Consider the following 16584-nt stretch of genomic DNA (forward strand, 5'->3'; position numbering starts at 1 on the left):
AACCAGCATCCGACCGCCTCGGCCGTGGTCAGGACAGGCGGGCGGCGACCGCCGCGATCCGCTCGTCGGACTCGGTCAGCGCCGCCCGGACGTACTGCCGCGCGCCGGGACCGTAGAAGACACCGGCGGCGACCAGGATCCCCCGTCGGGCCAGCCAGTCGACGGTGGCCCAGCAGTCCTCGCCACGGGTCAGCCACAGGTAGAGCCCCGCCTCGGAGTGCGCCACGGTGAAACCGGCGCCCACGAACGCCGCCCGCAGCGTCTCGCGCCGCGCACCGTACCGCTCCCGCTGCTCGTCGGCGTGCCGCTCGTCGCTCAGGGCCGCCACCATGGCCGCCTGCACCGGCGCCGGCACGATCATCCCCGCATGCTTACGGATCTTGAGCAGCTCCGCCACCAGCGCCGGGTCGCCGGCCACGAAACCGGCCCGGTAGCCCGCCAGGTTGGAACGCTTGGACAGCGAATGCACCGCCAGCACGGAGTCGTACGACCCGCCGCACACCTCGGGTGCCAGCACCGACACCGGCTCGGCGTCCCAGCCCAACGGCAGGTAGCACTCGTCGCTGGCCACCACCGCGCCGCGCTCACGCGCCCAGTCCACCACCTTGCGCAGGTGGCTGGCGGGCAGCACCCGTCCGGTCGGGTTGCCCGGCGAGTTCACCCAGACCAGGCGCACCCGGGACGTCGGACCGACCGCGGTCAGCGAGTCGGCGCGTACGGTGGTGGCGCCGGCCAACCGGGCACCGTCCTCATAGGTCGGATAGGCGATCGACGGGACCACCACGACGTCGCCGGGCCCCACCCCGAGCAGGGTCGGCAACCAGGCCACCAGTTCCTTCGAGCCGATCGTCGGCAGCACCCCGAGCCCGTCCGCGCCCGCGCCGCAGGCCCGCGACACCCAGCCCGTGATCGCTTTCCGCAGCGCCGGGGTGCCCGCGGTCAGCGGGTAGCCGGGCGCGTCCGAGGCGTCCGCGAGAGCCTGCCGGATCACCTGCGGCACCGGATCGACCGGCGTACCCATGGAGAGGTTGATCAGGCCGTCCGGATGCGCCGCGGCCAGCGTGGCCGCGGCGTCCAGGGTGTCCCAGGTGAACTCGGGCAGCCGCGACGAGACGGGGCGGGGCCGGTTCAGTGGCCCTCGCCGCGGGGCGGCTGGGCGGCGACGAAGGTGGCGTCCTTCTCCACCTTGCCGACCTTCGAGGCCCCGCCGGGCGAGCCGAGATCCTCGAAGAACTCGTAGTTGGCGCCGGTGTAGTCCTTCCACTGCTCCGGGACGTCGTCCTCGTAGAAGATCGCCTCCACCGGGCAGACAGGCTCACAGGCACCACAGTCGACGCACTCGTCGGGGTGGATGTAGAGCATCCGGTTGCCCTCGTAAATGCAGTCGACCGGGCACTCCTCGATGCATGCCTTGTCGAGCACATCCACGCACGGCTCGGCGATGATGTAGGTCACCGGTCTTCTCCTCCGCAAGACACGCCGCGATCACCCGCGACGGTAAGAGCCTAGTATCTCGCCGGGGAGGAGGTCGATCGTGCTCCGAGAGCAAGACGTGGGACACCGGATCGTGGTGCGGCGTCGCGTCGGCGTACGCGGTGGCCGTCCGGTCTACTCGGATGCCCTCGGTGAGCTGGTCGAGCTGAGCGAGACACATCTCACGCTCACCACCCGACAGGGCCGGCTGCGGGTGCCGATCGCCGAGGTGCACCGGGCCAAGCGGGTTCCGGCCGCCCGGCGGCCGACCGCCGCCGCCATGGTCGAGCTGGAACTCGCCGCCGACGAGGCATGGCCGGCACCCGTCCGGGCCCGGTTGGGCGACTGGCTGCTGCGGGCCGCCGACGGCTGGACCGGCCGGGCCAACTCGGCGCTGCCGGTGGGCGATCCGGACCGTCCGCTGCCGGCCGCCGTCGACGCGGTCGAACGCTGGTACGCCGAGAACGGACGGCCGGCCATGATCAACACGCCGCTGCCGCTGGCCGCACCGATCGGCAGCGAACTCGACCGGCGCGGCTGGGGCAGCCGCCCACTGGTGCTGGTGCAGACCGCTCCACTCGCCACCCTCCTCGCGGCGGCATCCGACGACGCGGTCGCCGCAGCGTCCGCCGCCCCCGGAGCCGGTGGCGACCCGGGTGGCGCCGCCGGCACGGGGGGCGCGGCCAGCCCGGTGGTCGAGCTGGCCGCCGCGCCGTCAGCGGACTGGCTCGCTGTCGCGGCCGGCCGCAAGGGCGGGCTGCCGGATGCCGCCCGGCACGTGCTCACCGCCGTCGACCACATCCGCTTCGCCCACGTGTACCTCGACGGCGTGCTCGTCGCCGTCGGTCGTGGCACCGTGACCGGCCGGGGGCGCTGGTTCGGGCTGTGCCTGGTCGAGGTGCTGCCCGCCGCACGCCGGCAGGGACTCGCCGTGCGACTGATCCGGGCGCTCGCCGACTGGGCCGCCGAGACCGGCGCGACCGACGCCTTCCTCCAGGTCGAGCAGAGCAACGCCGGTGCCGTCGCGCTCTACGGCAAGCTGGGCTTCACCACCCACCACACCTATCTGACCCGCGTCGCGCCACGGTGACCTGGCCGGTCAGCGACGGACCACGCGGCGGGGCTTGGCCGCGGTGGTCTCGGCGTACCGTTGCAGGCTGCGCGAACGGTAGTCGCGACCGAGGGTGACCAGCAGCAGGTAGCCCAGCATCGTCCCGACGGTGGTCGCCACCAGATAGAGCCCGATCTGCGCGAAGAACGTACCGCCGCCACCGGCGAACGGGTTGTCGCCGACCAGCAGCGGCCCGACCAGCACGGTCAACCCGACCGCGATGCCGATCGCGGCGGCCACGTCGCCGGCCCAGCGGGCCAACGGACGCCGCGCGCCCCAGACGAAGGCGACGCCGGCCAGCAGCAGACCGATCACCACGAACATCCCGAGCGACACCCGGTCGGCGACACTGTCGTTGCCGTCGAAGCCGAACCGGATGACCAGCCGGGCGACCACGTTGACCGCGAACAGTGCGATCGCGAGCACCCCGACCGCACGCCACCGCTGTCCCATCACACGCCTCCCGCCGTACCGCCCGCCCGGATGGCGGGTCTCCTGGCAGGAATATCTACCACCCGTCGCTGAGCGGCGTCAGTACCGTCCGGAAGCCGGGGCCGGCGCGAGATTACCGTCCGGAAGCCGGGGCCGGCGCGAGGATCGACCGGAACGCCATCACCGTGAAGGTCATCGCACCGCCCACCACCAGGGTGAGCCCGACCCAGTTGCCGACGAGCAGGACGTCGCCCTCACTGGTCCGGTCGGCGGCGATCACCATGACTGCCACCCAGGGCAGTGCCGGCAGCGCCACCGCCCAGCGCCGGCCCACGGTCTCCACGGCCAACCAGCTCAACGCGATGTTCGCGGCCACCGCCACGAGTACCGTGACGCCGATCAGGTGCCCGCCGATCCGCAGCGGGGCGAGCAGCAACTCCAGCACCGCGCTCAGCATCGCCGCCACGACAGCGAACCCGCCGCCGGCCACCCGCAGGCCGACGTCCAGCGGACGTCGCCACCTCCGGATCGGCCGGGGCGGCTCCTGCTCCTGCGGTGCGACCGACATCGCGGCGGGCAGCGTCACCGCTGACCGGCCGGGGTGACCGGTCTACGGCCGGGACCGCCGACGGCCTCCGGGCCGCCGGCCGCGTCCGGCGCTACGGCGTCCACGCCGGCGAACAGATCCGACTCCCAGCCGTACGGGCCGTTGCCCGCCCCCTTCTCGCCGAACGCCAGGGTGAAGTACTCCACCCCCATGAACTCGGCGCCGAAATTGCCGGCGATCGAGTACAGCCAGGAGGTGGCCGGGATCTGGGTGGCGTGGGCGCGCATCGCCGCCTCCTTCGCGGCGTGCTGTTCGGTGGCGTCGATGCGGGCGGCGATCTGCGCGTCCGGTGTGCAGAACGGCAGCTCGGTGGCGTCGGCGATGCCGGCGAACGGGTTGTCCGACGCCTCCGCGAAGTGCGTCATGCCGGCCTCCAGCACACTGTGCGGCATCGCCGTCCAGTAGACCTTCGCCGGTGCCAGGCCCTCGGCGGTGGCCAGCTCCACGGCCCGCATGGTCACCCGGTGCGCCTGGATGTGGTCGGGGTGGCCGTAGAAGCCGTTGTCGTCGTACGTGACGACCACCTGCGGGCGGATCTCCCGGATGATCTCCAGCAGCTGGCCGGCGGCCTCGTCCAGGTCGGCACCCCAGAAGGCCCGGGGATGCTCGTTGGTCGGCAGCCCCATCATCCCGGAATCGCGGTAGCGGCCGGCCCCGCCGAGGAACCGGTGATCGGTGACGCCCAGCTCGACGCAGGCGGCCGCCAGCTCGGCGATCCGGTACCCGCCGAGCTGGTCGGCCTCGGTCGCGGCGAGCCCGGCCAGCTCCGGTACGTGGATCTCACCCTCCTCGCCCAGAGTGCAGGTCACCAGGGTGACGTGCGCACCCATGGCCGCGTAGTGGGCCATCGTCGAGCCGGTGCCGATGGACTCGTCGTCGGGATGCGCGTGGACCAGCAGCAGGCGGCGGTCAGGCAGCGTCGTCACGACGGTCACTCTAACCGGCGGTTCTCGCCTACCGGCCCAGGCGCGTCCGCGCAGGTCGCTCACATCGGACTCGGTACCGGCCTACGATCTGGCCTGTGGACTTTCCCGAGCTGGCCGCCCGCACCCGCAGGTTCAGCCACGGGGCGCCGCGTGCCGTCTCCGTGGCCGACGACGGTGCCCGGGTGGTCTTCCTACGCTCGGCCGGGCCGGAGGACCCGGCCGACGCGCTCTGGCTGCTGGACCTGACGACCGGCACGGAAACCCTGGTCGCCGACCCGGGCGCCCTGCTCGGCACCGACCCCGACGCGCTGAGCCCGGGGGAACGGGCCCGCCGGGAACGGCTGCGGTTGAGTGCCTCCGGCATCGGCTCGTACGCCCTCGACGCCGCCGGTCGGGTGGCGGTGTTCGCGCTGGCCGGGCGGCTCTTCCGGGCCGACCTGGTGCACGGCGACGTGATCGAGGTGCCCACCGTCGGGCCGGTGCTCGACCCCCGGCCCGACCCGAGCGGGCAGCGGCTGGCCTACGTGACCGACGCCGCCGAGGGAGTCCGCCGGGGCGAGCTGCGGGTGATCGACAGCGACGGCGCCGACACCATCCTGGCCGGCGAGGACTCCGGGGTGCTCTGGGGGCTGGCCGAGCACATCGCGGCGGAGGAGTTCGGGCGGCACCGCGGCTACTGGTGGGCCCCCGACGGTCGGTCGGTGCTCGCCGCCCGGGTCGACGAGACCCGGCTGCCCCGCTGGCACCTGCACGATCCGGCACAGCCGGGCAGCCCGCCGACAAGCGTCGCGTACCCGGTCGCGGGTGGCCCGAACGCCGAGGTCAGCCTGCACCTGCTCGACCTCGACGGCGGCTGGGTCGACGTGCACTGGGACCGGGAGACCTACCCGTACCTGACCGCGGTGCACTGGGGCGAGGGCGCCCCACTGATCACCGTGCTGCGCCGCGCCCAGCAGCACGGGCTGGTGCTCGCGGTCGATCCGCGTACCGGGGAGACCCAGGTGCACGCCGAGCTGGCCGACCCACGCTGGGTCGAGCCGGTTCCGGGCACCCCCGCGCACCTGCCCGACGGGCGGGTGCTCGTCGGTGGCGAGCTGGCCCACGACGGGTACGACGCCCGTTGCCTGTTCGCCGACGGCACGCTGCTCACCCCGCCCTCGCTGTACGTGCGCCGGGTGGTCGGCCGGCTGGCCACCGGCGGCGGTCCGGCGGACCTGCTGGTCGAGGCGAGCGACGGCGAACCGAGCGAACAGCACCTGTTCCGGGTCCGGACCAGCATCGGCGGCGGCGTGGACGCCCGCCGGATGACAAGCGAGGCCGGCTGGCACGTCGGCGCGGTCGGTGGTGGCGTGCTGGTCATCGGCAGCGCCTCGCTTGATCACGCGGGCGTGCGGTGGACGGTGTTCCAGGGAGACCGGGAGGTGGGCACGCTGCGGTCGCTGGCCGCCACGCCCAGCTACTCGCCGCTGCCGCTGCTGGAGCGGGTGACCGACCGGCGGCTTCCTGCGGCGGTGCTCTACCCGGACAACCACGTCACCGGTCGTCGGCTGCCGGTCCTGCTCGACGTCTACGGCGGTCCGGGCCATCAGGAGGTGGTGGCCGCCCGCTCGGCCTGGCTGGAGCGGCAGTGGTGGGCCGACGCCGGTTTCGCGGTGGTGGTCACCGACAACCGGGGTACGCCGGGCATTGCCCCGTCGTTCGAGAAGGCCATCCACCGGCGGGTGGCCGACGTGATCCTGCTCGACCAGGTGGAGGCGCTCACCGCGCTCGCCGACAAGCACCCGGACCTGGACCTGGACCGGGTCGCGGTGCGCGGCTGGTCGTTCGGTGGCTGGCTGGCCGGCCTGGCGGTGCTGCGGCATCCGGAGCTGTTCCGGTGCGGCATCGCCGGCGCGCCGGTCACCGACTGGGCCCTGTACGACACCGCGTACACCGAGCGGTACCTGGGTCCGCCCGCGGACGGCGAGGACGTCTACGCGCACCACTCGCTCGTGGAACTGGCCGCCGAGCCGGTCACCGACCCGGCACACGCCCGACCGCTGCTGCTGGTGCACGGCATGGTCGACGACAACGTGGTGGCGGCGCACACGCTGCGGCTGTCGGCGGCGTTGCTGGCCACCGGCCGGCCGCACTCGGTGCTGCCGCTGACCGGCGCCACCCACATGGCCGCCGGTGGCCTCGCCGAACGCCTCCTCCGCCTGGAACTCGACTTCCTCCGCACCCACCTCGGGGCGTGAGCCGCGGCTACGGTTCGGCGCCGTGCCACTCGCACGAAGGGTGCGACGATGGAGACGCCCCGGCAGGCAGGATCCCGGCGGGACGAGCGGAGGTGACCATGACCGTGGCGGTGTTCGACCACGAGGGCCCGTGGACCGAGGAGGAGTACCTCACCGAGTGGTACCTGCTCATCGAGCCGGGCCAGGTGCTGGTGCTCAGCGAACCGGTCAAGGTGACCATCCGTCCCGAGGACCTGCTTCCCTGACGGTTGTCGGTCGGCTGGCCTAGGGTCGGGTGCCATGAGCGAGTTCGGGGCGGCCGAGGCGGCCGTGCAGGCGGCGCTGGACGCGGGTGCCCGCTACGCCGACGTCCGGGTGATGCACCGGCGCTACGAGTCGATGACCGCCCGCAACGGCGACATCGAGTCGCTGACCCAGGACGAGAGCGTCGGTCTGGGCGTACGCGCGCTTGTCGGTTCCAGCTGGGGCTTCCACGCCGTACCGGAGCTGTCCGACCGGGCCGCGCGCGACGCCGGCCACCGGGCCGCGCGGACCGCGGCGGCAAGTGCGCTGGTTCCGGGCCCGCCCGTCGACCTGGTCGCGGTCACCCCGGTCACGGCGAGTTGGTCCGCGCCCTGCGCGGTCGATCCGCTCGGCGTCTCCCTCGCCGTCAAGGGTGACCTGCTGGTGGCCGCGACCCGCACCATGGCCGAGCACGGCGCCGACCTCGCCGAGGGGCTCTACCAGGTCTGGGACACCGCGAAGTGGTTCGTCTCCAGCGAGGGACACCGCATCGACCAGCGCATCCGTGAGTGCGGCGGCGGCATCTCGGCCACCTCTGTCGGTGCCGACGAGACCCAGCGCCGGTCCTGGCCGAGCTACCGCGGTCAGTACGGCACCACCGGCTGGGAGCTTGTCGACTCGCTGGAGCTGACCGCCCATGCGGCACGGATCGCCGAGGAGTCCCGGGCGCTGCTGACCGCACCGCTCTGCCCCACCGGAGAGACCGACCTGATCCTCGGTGGCGAGCAGTTGGCCCTGCAGATCCACGAGTCGGTCGGGCACGCCATCGAGCTGGACCGGATCCTCGGCTGGGAGGCGGCCTTCGCCGGCACCTCATGGCTGGATCTCGCGCAGCTCGGCTCGCTGCGCTACGGCTCCGAGCTGATGACCATCACCATCGACCCGACAATTCCCGGCGCGCTGGGCAGTTTCGGCTACGACGACGAGGGCTCACCGGCGGTCAAGCGCGACGCGGTGCGGGACGGCCGTTGGGTGGGTGTGCTGGCGGGCCGGGACTCGGCCGCCGTCGCGGGCCTCGACCACGGCGGCAGCGTACGCGCCGACGGGTGGGCGCGGCTGCCGATGGTGCGGATGACGAACGTGGGCTTGGAGCCCGGTCCGCACACCCTGGAGGAGATCGTCGCCGCCACCGACAACGGGGTGCTGATGGACGTCAACCGGTCCTGGTCCATCGACGACAAACGGCTGAACTTCCAGTTCGGCTGCGAGATCGGCTGGGAGATCCGCAACGGCCGGCGCGGACGGATGCTGCGCAACCCGACCTACACCGGCATCGGCCCGCTGTTCTGGCGTTCGATGGACATGCTCTCGTCGGAGACGGTGCCGTGGGGCACCCCGAACTGCGGCAAGGGCCAGCCCGGCCAGATCGGGCACACCGGGCACCCGTCGGCACCGGCCCGCTTCCGCAACGTCCGGGTTGGGGTACGCGCATGACCGGCCGCCAGCCGACGACTCGACGATGTGCGGTGGTGGCGCCGCACGGCGTCGCCGATCCCGGGGAGGCGGCGTGAGTCGCGCGCCGATGCGGGCCGGTGACACCGAGTTGGACATCGCCGGCCGGGTGGTGGATCTGGTCACCCGGCTGGCCGGGCCGGCCGCGCAGGCGGAGGTGACGGTGACCCGGGTCGAGTCGGCGTTGACCCGGTTCGCCAACTCGGCGATCCACCAGAACGTGGCCGCGTCCGCCGTGGACGTCCGGCTGCGGGTCCACCTGGCCGGCCGTACCGCCACCGGCAGCGGAAACGCCGTCACCACCGACGGGTTGCGCGCGCTGGTGGAGCGGGTGCTGACGGCGGCCCGGTTCACTCCGCCGGATCCGGCCTGGCCGGGACTCACCCCCGCGACACCGGTGGCGCCCGTCCCGGACTGGGACCCGGCCATCGCCCACGCCGGACCGGAGCAACGGGCCGCCCTGGTCCGGGCGTTCGTCGACGCGGCCGCCGGGTTGACCACCGCCGGATACTGCCGCACGGGTTACCGCGTCACGGCCTTCGCCAACTCGGCCGGCCACTCGGCTCAGGGGCAGGCGGCCGAGGCGGCGATGGACGGCATCGCCCGGGCCGGCGGCGCGGACGGCACGGCCCGCCAGCACGTCGATCGGCTCGCCGACCTCGACGGCACCGGCCTTGGGCGGGAGGCCGCCGCGAAGGCGCGGGCGGCGGTCCACCCGGTCGAGCTGCCCCCCGGACGCTATCCGGTGGTGTTTGAGCCGGCTGCCGTCGCGGACCTGCTGGAGAACCTGGCCTGGTACGGCTTCAACGGCCGGCGGTACGCCGAACGTCAGTCGTTCGCCGCTCCCGGCGTGGCCCAGTTCGATCGTGCGGTCACCCTGGTCGACGATCCGCTCGCCGCCTCGGGGCTGTCGTTCGACCTGGAGGGCACCCCGACCCGGGCACTGACCCTGGTGGACGCGGGCACCACACGCGCCGTCACCCACGACCGGCGCAGCGCCGCCGAGCTGGGCGTCGCTTCGACCGGCCACGCCTGGGCCGGCAGCCCCACCTTCGGCCCGATCCCCCGCAACCTGCGCCTCGCCCCTGCCGGCACGGCGGGCGCAGCCGACCCGACGGGCGTTTTCCTGGCTGGCGGTCAAGGGCTCGGCGGCCCGGCAGTGGACGGTGCGATCGGCGATCCGGACACCGCCGCCCTGGTTTCCCGGATGGGCCGCGGCCTGCTGGTCAGCGACCTCTGGTACACCCGGGTCCTGGATCCGTTGAGTCTGGTCGTCACCGGCCTGACCCGCAACGGGTTGTGGCTGGTCGAGGACGGTCGGATCACCCGGGCGGTCCGCGATCTGCGCTTCACCGAGTCGTACCCCCGGGCGCTCGCCCCCGGGGCGGTGCTGGAGCTGGGCCGGCGCGCGGTACGCCTGCCGGACCGGGTGGACGGTGTCTGGTGGGAGGCCCCGCCACTGCGGTTGGCCTCGTGGAACTTCACCGGCGGGGCGTCCGGCTGACCGTTTGTCGATCTTTTCCGCACGCTCGCATATCGATCTTGGCGAGAGGCTTTCCAAAGTGCGGGACACACGGGACACTGCCTTGCGCGGACGGCCCGCCTAGATCGGCGTAACGTGTGTCACTTAGCTGCTCCGGTACGCCGGCGCGGTCGTTGGTGCGCGCATGACGCGACAGGCGGGTGCGGGTTCGCCCGGGTCCGCGTGCCGCCCGTAAGTGTTCCGCCGCCCGTGACAGGGCCCCGTCAGGGAGACGACGCGAATGACATCATCGGCAACGAAACCGCGGGGTGTGCGCGCACGCGCCGCCATCGCGGCGAAGACGTTGCGGACGGACCGTTGGTGGTTTGCCCCGCTGATCACGGTCATCGGGCTCAGCGCGTGGGTAGCGTACGCGACGGTCCGGGTCTTCATGCACAAGTGGTACTGGGTCGAGGACTACCACTACCTGACCCCGTTCTACTCCCCGTGCGTGACCGACCGGTGCCTGCCGGAGGCCGCCCACTTCGGGCAGTACCTGCCCGGCTGGTGGATCATCCCGGACGCCGCGTTCACCCTGCCGTTCCTGCTGCTGTTCCGGCTCACCTGCTACTACTACCGCAAGGCTTACTACCGGTCGTTCTGGCTGTCGCCGCCGGCCTGCGCGGTGCCCGACGGTCACGCCTCGTACGGTGGCGAGACCCGGTTCCCGCTGATCGTGCAGAACTCGCACCGGTACTTCTTCTACTTCGCCGCGATCATCTCGCTGATCAACACCTGGGACGCGATCCTGGCCTTCCACAGCCCCGAGGGCTTCGGCTTCGGGCTGGGCAACCTGATCCTGCTCGGCAACGTGGTCATGCTCTGGGCGTACACCATCTCCTGCCACTCCTGCCGGCACATCATCGGCGGGCGGCTGAAGACCTTCTCCAAGCATCCCGTCCGCTACCGGGCCTGGGGCTACGTCTCCTGGCTCAACGTCCGGCACATGCAGCTCGCCTGGATCACGCTCGGCACGCTGGCCCTGACCGACTTCTACGTCATGGCCGTCTCCGCTGAGTGGATCTCCGACCTGCGGTTCATCAACTGAGGGCCCCTGACATGACGACCAATTCTCACCGCGACACGAGCGCTACCACTCGCATCGAACGACACCACTACGACGTCGTCGTGATCGGGGCCGGCGGCGCCGGCCTGCGCGCGGCGATCGAGGCGCGGCTGGCCGGCAAGAAGACCGCCATCATCTCGAAGTCGCTGTTCGGCAAGGCGCACACGGTGATGGCCGAGGGCGGCGCCGCCGCGGCCATGGGCAACGTGAACAGCCGGGACAGCTGGCAGGTGCACTTCCGGGACACCATGCGCGGCGGCAAGTTCCTCAACAACTTCCGGATGGCGGAGCTGCACGCGAAGGAGTCGCCGCAGCGGATCTGGGAGCTGGAGACCTACGGTGCGCTGTTCGACCGCACCAAGGACGGGAAGATCTCGCAGCGCAACTTCGGCGGCCACGAGTACCCCCGGCTGGCGCACGTCGGCGACCGGACCGGCCTGGAGCTGATCCGCACCCTCCAGCAGAAGATCGTGTCGTTGCAGCAGGAGGACAAGCGCGAGCACGGCTCGTACGACGCACGGATCAAGGTCTTCTCCGAGACCACCATCACCGAGCTGCTGCTCGACGGCGACCGGGTCGCGGGCGCGTTCGGCTACTACCGGGAGTCCGGCGAGTTCGTCCTCTTCGAAGCGCCCGCCGTGGTGCTCGCCACCGGTGGCGTCGGTCGGTCCTACAAGGTCACCTCGAATTCGTGGGAGTACACCGGGGACGGCCACGCGCTGGCGCTACGCGCCGGCGCGACTCTGATCAACATGGAGTTTCTCCAGTTCCACCCGACCGGGATGGTCTGGCCGGTATCGGTCAAGGGCATCCTGGTCACCGAGTCGGTACGCGGTGACGGTGGCATCCTGAAGAACTCCGAGGGCAAGCGGTTCATGTTCGACTACGTCCCCGACGTCTTCCGCAAGCAGTACGCGGAGACGCCCGAGGAGGCGGACCGCTGGTACGACGACCCGGACAACAACCGGCGTCCGCCGGAACTGCTGCCCCGCGACGAGGTCGCCCGGGCGATCAACAGCGAGGTCAAGGCCGGTCGGGGTACGCCGGCCGGCGGCGTCTACCTGGACATCGCCTCCCGGTTGCCGGCCGAGGAGATCCGTCGTCGTCTGCCGTCGATGCACCACCAGTTCAAGGGGCTGGCCGACGTCGACATCACCAAGGAGCCGATGGAGGTCGGTCCGACCTGCCACTACGTGATGGGTGGCGTGGAGGTCGACCCGGACAGCGGCGCCGCGTACGGCGCGGTGCGGGGGCTGTTCGCCGCCGGTGAGGTCTCCGGCGGCATGCACGGCTCCAACCGGCTGGGCGGCAACTCCCTGTCCGACCTGCTGGTCTTCGGCAAGCGGGCGGGCGGCCACGCCGCCACCTACGTCGACCAGCTCACCGGCCGCCCCCGGGTGGCGGTGACAGCGGTGGAGACGGCGGTGGAGACCGCCCTGGCGCCGTTGCAGCGGGACACCGGCGAGAACCCGTACACCCTCCAGCAGGACCTCCAGGCGGTGATGGGGGATCTGGTCGGCATCATCCGGCGGGAGGCCGAACTGGAGGACGCGCTGGCCCGCCTGGCGGAGTTGCGCGAGCGGGTGGCGAAGGTCAGCGCCGCGGGCGGCCGGCGGTACAACCCGGGCTGGCATCTGGCGCTGGACCTGCGCAACATGCTCGTCGTCTCCGAGTGCACCGCGAAGGCGGCGCTGGAGCGGCGCGAGTCGCGCGGCGGGCACACCCGCGAGGACTTCCCCACGATGGATCCGCAGTGGCGGCGGGTCAACCTGGTCTGCTCGCTGGTGGGCGACACCGTCCGGCTGGAACGCAAGCCGTTGCCGAAGATGCGCTCCGAACTGATCGGTCTGTTCGACCGCGCCGAGTTGGCCAAGTACCTCACCGACGAGGAGCTCACCGAGTTCGACGCCCTCGTCGCCGCCGATGCCGCCGCCGCTGACGTCGAGAAGGAGAACCGCTGATGGGGACGAAGCGCCAGTTCCGGGTCTGGCGGGGTGACGCCGAGGGTGGCGACCTGCAGGACTACACGGTCGAGGTCAACGAGGGCGAGGTGGTCCTCGACGTGATCCACCGGTTGCAGGCCACCGACGCGCCCGACCTGGCCTGCCGGTGGAACTGCAAGGCCGGCAAGTGCGGCTCCTGCTCCATGGAGATCAACGGGATGCCCAAGCTCGGCTGTATGACCCGGATGTCGACGTTCGAGGAGAACGAGACGATCACGGTGACCCCGCTGCGGACGTTCCCGGTCATCCGCGACCTGGTCACCGACGTGTCGTTCAACTACGAGAAGGCGCGGGAGACCCCCGCCTTCGCTCCCCCGGCCGATCTGGCTCCCGGCGACTACCGGATGCAGCAGGTCGACGTGGAGCGCTCGCAGGAGTTCCGCAAGTGCATCGAGTGCTTCCTGTGCCAGAACGTCTGCCACGTGATCCGGGACCACGACGAGAACAAGCAGGCGTTCTCCGGCCCCCGGTACTTCATCCGGGCCGCGGAGCTGGACATGCACCCGCTGGACACCCGGACCGACCGCAAGGACTACGCGCAGACCGAGCAGGGGCTCGGCTTCTGCAACATCACCAAGTGCTGCACCGAGGTCTGTCCCGAGCACATCAAGATCACCGACAACGGGATCATCCCCATGAAGGAACGGGTCGTCGACCGCAGGTACGATCCACTCGTGTGGCTCGGTAGCAAGATCTTCCGGAGGGGTCAGGTGCCTCAGACCAGCGTGACCAGCGGACACTCCCCGGGCGCGGTGCGCTCCAGCGCCGCGGGCGGCGGCGTTCACTCCCACGCGGGTGGCTCCCACGACGCCCAGGCCGAGATTCAGGCCCAGCAGGGCGTCAACTGGCACCGTGAGGTGCCCCACCCGACCGCCCCGGCGGTCGACGCCAGCGGCAAGCTCCCCCTCACGGAGCTAACCTTCGACCGCGCGGCGGCTCCGTCGCCCTTCGGCGACGACGTCACCTTCCCCCTCCCCCCCGAGCACCTCAACTTCGCCCACCCCGACCAGGACGAGCGCAACCACTAACCACCCGAACATCAACGGGGGCCGCGGCATCCGCCGCGGCCCCCGTCCCTTTCCATCCCAACCCTTGTTGATCATGAAGTTATTGCCCCTGCAAGCGCTTACCGCTGGCAACAACTTCATGATCAGCGCAGGGAAGGGTCGGCGCAGGGTCAGCGGGGGATCAGGGGGAGAGGAGGGGGCGGAGGGCGGCGACTATGGGGGCGTCGGCGGGCAGCCAGGTGACGGTGTCCAGGTCGGCGGCGGAGAGCCAGCGTAGGGCGGAGTGTTCGAGGGGCTGGGGTTCGTCGTCGTGCAGGAGGCGGGCCGCGTACACCTTGAGGACCGAGCGGCCGTGCGCCATCCGGACGTCGCGGCCGATTCGCTCGCCGATCTCCACACGTACGGCCAACTCCTCGACGCACTCGCGGGCCAGCGCCGCCGTCTCACTCTCCCCCGGCTCCACCTTGCCACCCGGAAACTCCCACATGCCCGCCACCTCCGGCGGGGCGGACCTGGCGCAGGCCAGCACCCGCCCTTCGCTGATGATGGCCGCGCCAACGATCACCTTCGGATCGCGCCGTGCGGCATTTCCGCCGCCGTTCGCCCGTTCGGTCCGCACGGGCGTCCAGGGTGCCAGATCAATCGGCGGTTTGGGTAGCTTGGTCGTCCGTCAGGCCAGGAATACCCGGAAGTGTGGGCGTGGACACCCCCTCCGTGCGACGTAAGACTAGAAGCACCGACAATGACACGGGGCGGCGACGATTTGGCCACAAGCCGGCAACGAAGCCTGGGAGGAGCGGTGATGCGTGCGCTGTTTGGCGGTCGGACGAAGCACGACTACCTCAGCGACGCCCTCACCCTACTGTCCGGTTGGACGCGTGAGGGTGAGCAGATCCGGCGGACTCTCGTCATCGACGACACGCAGCACGCGGCGCTCACCGAGCGGGTGAAGGTGGTCGCCGACGCACTGCATCTGCGCCCGGAGATCAGCCGGCGCGCCGATCACACCCAGATCCGGGTCGGCCACGGCAACGAGCCCCTCTCCGAGGGCGAGGTCCTGTTGGCCGCCCGCATCGAGGATGCCTACCGCGCGGTCACCGAGAGCTGAACTGGCGGACGCTGCCTACCGTGGGCGTCATGGCCAACGCGACCTATGACCGCAAGGAACAGTTCCAGCAGATCCAGAGCGGCCTGCTCGACGGTGAACAGATCATCGCGGTCTACGACGCCGTCGGTACCGGCACCGGGTTCATCGGGCTGACCGATCGGCGCGTCATCATCCAGGACCGCTCGTTCGTCGGCAAGAAGTACGCGATCACCAGCATTCCGTACACGAAGATCACCAGCGTGAGTGTGGTCAGCAACAAGTCCTGGGGCGGCTCGTTCTTCTCCACCGGCGCGATCGCCATCCACGTCGGCACCCACACCTACGAGGTGGAGTTTCGGGGCGACCAGAAGAGCCACCACGTGCACAACGTCATCCTGCACTACATCAGCTGATCGGTGAATTGCAGTTGCCGCCGGCCATCGATACCGATTGACTGACGAGCCAGCCGAACGGAGGGAGCGACGACATGAGGCACAGCACGACGCCCAGGCAGCGAGTAGGCATCGTCAACCCCATCGAATCGAGGCTTCGTGCGTACGTGGGAATCATCGAAGAAGGCGCCGTGCGGCGCCGGTAGCAACGACGGAGGCCGCTGATGTCGGTCTTCGACGACCCGGGACACTTCGGCCGGCTCTGGGCCGACACCTATGACCTGCCGGGTGGCCTGCCCGACCCGGCACCGGCGGTGGAGTTCCTCGCCGAGTTGGCCGGCGACGGCCCGGCGCTGGAACTGGCCATCGGCACCGGTCGGGTCGCCCTCCCCCTGGCCGAGCGCGGGATCGCCGTGGCGGGGGTCGAGGCGTCGCCGGAAATGGTCGCGAAGATGCGGGCCAAGCCCGGTGGTGGCGACATCCCGGTGGCCATCGGCGACATGGCGGACGTGCCGGTGACCGGCCCGTACACCATGGCGTACCTGGTCTTCAACACCCTGTTCAACCTGGTCCGCGCCGAGCGGCAGGCGGACTGCTTCCGCAACGTCGCTCGGGTGCTCGCCCCCGGCGGCGCGTTCGTCGTCGAGACGTTCGTGCCCGACCCGGCGGACTTCGACCGGGACGAGCAGGTCCAGATGCGGGAGGTGACCGAGGACTCGGCCACCATCCGGCTGCACAGGTACGACCGGGAGGCGCAGACGTTCCTCCGGCAGACCATCACGTTCAACGCCGCCGGAGTGCACCTGCACCCGTTCGCGATGCGTTACCTGTGGCCCGAGCAGATCGACGAGCTGGCGGAGCGGGCCGGTCTCCGGCTCGCCGAGCGGTACGCCGACTGGGACCGGTCACCCTTCGGCCCGGACAGCACCGCACACATCTCCGTGTACCGGCTCGGGTGATCCACGGCGCGGGTACGACGATCCAGCC

The 16584-nt window shown here is 71.3% G+C and carries 17 protein-coding genes; 11 read left to right on the forward strand and 6 right to left on the reverse strand.

All coding sequences use genetic code 11. The features are described from left to right. Positions 1-28: 28 nt before the first annotated feature. Both dapC and fdxA read right to left on the reverse strand, forming a co-directional pair. A complete protein-coding gene (gene dapC, locus KBX00_RS14800) occupies positions 29-1132 on the reverse strand; it encodes a succinyldiaminopimelate transaminase (RefSeq protein WP_301547977.1) in 1104 nt (367 codons plus the stop codon). Then, complete coding sequence (gene fdxA / locus KBX00_RS14805) at positions 1129-1455, reverse strand: ferredoxin (RefSeq protein WP_030490464.1); 327 nt, start codon at positions 1453-1455, stop codon at positions 1129-1131. The genes dapC and fdxA overlap by 4 nt, the downstream gene beginning before the upstream one ends. Before the next feature lie 79 nt (positions 1456-1534). Between fdxA and KBX00_RS14810 the strand changes: the two genes are divergently transcribed. After that, the gene (locus tag KBX00_RS14810) at positions 1535-2563 is read left to right on the forward strand and encodes a GNAT family N-acetyltransferase (RefSeq protein ID WP_210827217.1); all 1029 of its coding nucleotides are present in this window, start codon (positions 1535-1537) and stop codon (positions 2561-2563) included. 9 nt (positions 2564-2572) lie between these two features. Here the strand turns inward: KBX00_RS14810 and KBX00_RS14815 are convergent, their stop codons facing one another. The 3 genes from KBX00_RS14815 to mshB form a co-directional block, all read right to left on the reverse strand. Next, a complete protein-coding gene (locus KBX00_RS14815; protein ID WP_210827219.1) occupies positions 2573-3037 on the reverse strand; it encodes a hypothetical protein in 465 nt (154 codons plus the stop codon). Positions 3038-3149: 112 nt separating this feature from the next. Beyond that, entirely contained in the window at positions 3150-3584 is a 435-nt protein-coding gene (locus KBX00_RS14820) for a hypothetical protein (RefSeq protein WP_210827221.1), read from the reverse strand. A gap of 14 nt (positions 3585-3598) precedes the next feature. Then, entirely contained in the window at positions 3599-4558 is a 960-nt protein-coding gene (gene mshB / locus KBX00_RS14825) for an N-acetyl-1-D-myo-inositol-2-amino-2-deoxy-alpha-D-glucopyranoside deacetylase (protein WP_307868657.1), read from the reverse strand. Between the two features lie 86 nt (positions 4559-4644). On the opposite strand from mshB, the gene KBX00_RS14830 reads away from it, so the two are divergent. The 7 genes from KBX00_RS14830 to KBX00_RS14860 all read left to right on the forward strand — a co-directional run bounded on the left by KBX00_RS14830 (position 4645) and on the right by KBX00_RS14860 (position 14139). After that, the gene (locus tag KBX00_RS14830) at positions 4645-6786 is read left to right on the forward strand and encodes a prolyl oligopeptidase family serine peptidase (RefSeq protein WP_210827231.1); all 2142 of its coding nucleotides are present in this window, start codon (positions 4645-4647) and stop codon (positions 6784-6786) included. 92 nt (positions 6787-6878) lie between these two features. Then, a complete protein-coding gene (locus KBX00_RS14835) occupies positions 6879-7031 on the forward strand; it encodes a hypothetical protein (protein ID WP_210827233.1) in 153 nt (50 codons plus the stop codon). A 34-nt stretch (positions 7032-7065) separates the two neighbouring features. Continuing rightward, the gene (locus tag KBX00_RS14840) at positions 7066-8502 is read left to right on the forward strand and encodes a TldD/PmbA family protein (RefSeq protein ID WP_210827234.1); all 1437 of its coding nucleotides are present in this window, start codon (positions 7066-7068) and stop codon (positions 8500-8502) included. An 88-nt stretch (positions 8503-8590) separates the two neighbouring features. Beyond that, positions 8591-10024 (forward strand): TldD/PmbA family protein, encoded by a 1434-nt coding sequence (locus KBX00_RS14845; protein WP_210827379.1) that lies wholly within the window; start codon positions 8591-8593, stop codon positions 10022-10024. A 259-nt stretch (positions 10025-10283) separates the two neighbouring features. Further along, positions 10284-11090, forward strand: coding sequence for a hypothetical protein (locus tag KBX00_RS14850; protein WP_210827235.1), 807 nt, complete (start codon positions 10284-10286; stop codon positions 11088-11090). An 11-nt stretch (positions 11091-11101) separates the two neighbouring features. Beyond that, a complete protein-coding gene (locus KBX00_RS14855) occupies positions 11102-13069 on the forward strand; it encodes a fumarate reductase/succinate dehydrogenase flavoprotein subunit (RefSeq protein ID WP_210827236.1) in 1968 nt (655 codons plus the stop codon). Further along, complete coding sequence (locus KBX00_RS14860; RefSeq protein ID WP_210827237.1) at positions 13069-14139, forward strand: succinate dehydrogenase/fumarate reductase iron-sulfur subunit; 1071 nt, start codon at positions 13069-13071, stop codon at positions 14137-14139. The genes KBX00_RS14855 and KBX00_RS14860 overlap by 1 nt, the downstream gene beginning before the upstream one ends. Positions 14140-14299: 160 nt before the next feature. Here KBX00_RS14860 and KBX00_RS14865 read toward each other — a convergent pair whose 3' ends face one another. After that, positions 14300-14737: a (deoxy)nucleoside triphosphate pyrophosphohydrolase gene (locus tag KBX00_RS14865; protein ID WP_210827238.1), complete on the reverse strand. Its 438-nt coding sequence runs from the start codon at positions 14735-14737 to the stop codon at positions 14300-14302. Positions 14738-14920: 183 nt separating this feature from the next. On the opposite strand from KBX00_RS14865, the gene KBX00_RS14870 reads away from it, so the two are divergent. From KBX00_RS14870 to KBX00_RS14880, 3 genes are all read left to right on the forward strand, one after another. Next, complete coding sequence (locus KBX00_RS14870; protein ID WP_164447772.1) at positions 14921-15226, forward strand: 4a-hydroxytetrahydrobiopterin dehydratase; 306 nt, start codon at positions 14921-14923, stop codon at positions 15224-15226. Between the two features lie 29 nt (positions 15227-15255). Continuing rightward, on the forward strand, positions 15256-15618 hold the full coding sequence (locus KBX00_RS14875) for a PH domain-containing protein (RefSeq protein ID WP_210827244.1): 363 nt from the start codon (positions 15256-15258) through the stop codon (positions 15616-15618). Between the two features lie 203 nt (positions 15619-15821). Next, positions 15822-16556 (forward strand): class I SAM-dependent methyltransferase, encoded by a 735-nt coding sequence (locus tag KBX00_RS14880; protein WP_210827246.1) that lies wholly within the window; start codon positions 15822-15824, stop codon positions 16554-16556. The last annotated feature ends 28 nt before the right edge of the window (positions 16557-16584 follow it).

Source organism: Micromonospora sp. C95, from assembly GCF_018070465.1.
Classification (GTDB): Bacteria; Actinomycetota; Actinomycetes; order Mycobacteriales; family Micromonosporaceae; genus Micromonospora.

Bases quoted from the DNA above. Each gene is read 5' to 3' on its own strand.
- KBX00_RS14870 (WP_164447772.1), top strand. From the start codon at position 14,921: ATGCGTGCGCTGTTTGGCGGTCGGACGAAGCACGACTACCTCAGCGAC.
- KBX00_RS14815 (WP_210827219.1), bottom strand. From the start codon at position 3,037: ATGGGACAGCGGTGGCGTGCGGTCGGGGTGCTCGCGATCGCACTGTTC.
- KBX00_RS14845 (WP_210827379.1), top strand. From the start codon at position 8,591: ATGCGGGCCGGTGACACCGAGTTGGACATCGCCGGCCGGGTGGTGGAT.
- KBX00_RS14875 (WP_210827244.1), top strand. From the start codon at position 15,256: ATGGCCAACGCGACCTATGACCGCAAGGAACAGTTCCAGCAGATCCAG.
- KBX00_RS14880 (WP_210827246.1), top strand. From the start codon at position 15,822: ATGTCGGTCTTCGACGACCCGGGACACTTCGGCCGGCTCTGGGCCGAC.
- KBX00_RS14820 (WP_210827221.1), bottom strand. From the start codon at position 3,584: ATGTCGGTCGCACCGCAGGAGCAGGAGCCGCCCCGGCCGATCCGGAGG.
- KBX00_RS14855 (WP_210827236.1), top strand. From the start codon at position 11,102: ATGACGACCAATTCTCACCGCGACACGAGCGCTACCACTCGCATCGAA.
- KBX00_RS14850 (WP_210827235.1), top strand. From the start codon at position 10,284: ATGACATCATCGGCAACGAAACCGCGGGGTGTGCGCGCACGCGCCGCC.
- KBX00_RS14860 (WP_210827237.1), top strand. From the start codon at position 13,069: ATGGGGACGAAGCGCCAGTTCCGGGTCTGGCGGGGTGACGCCGAGGGT.
- KBX00_RS14840 (WP_210827234.1), top strand. From the start codon at position 7,066: ATGAGCGAGTTCGGGGCGGCCGAGGCGGCCGTGCAGGCGGCGCTGGAC.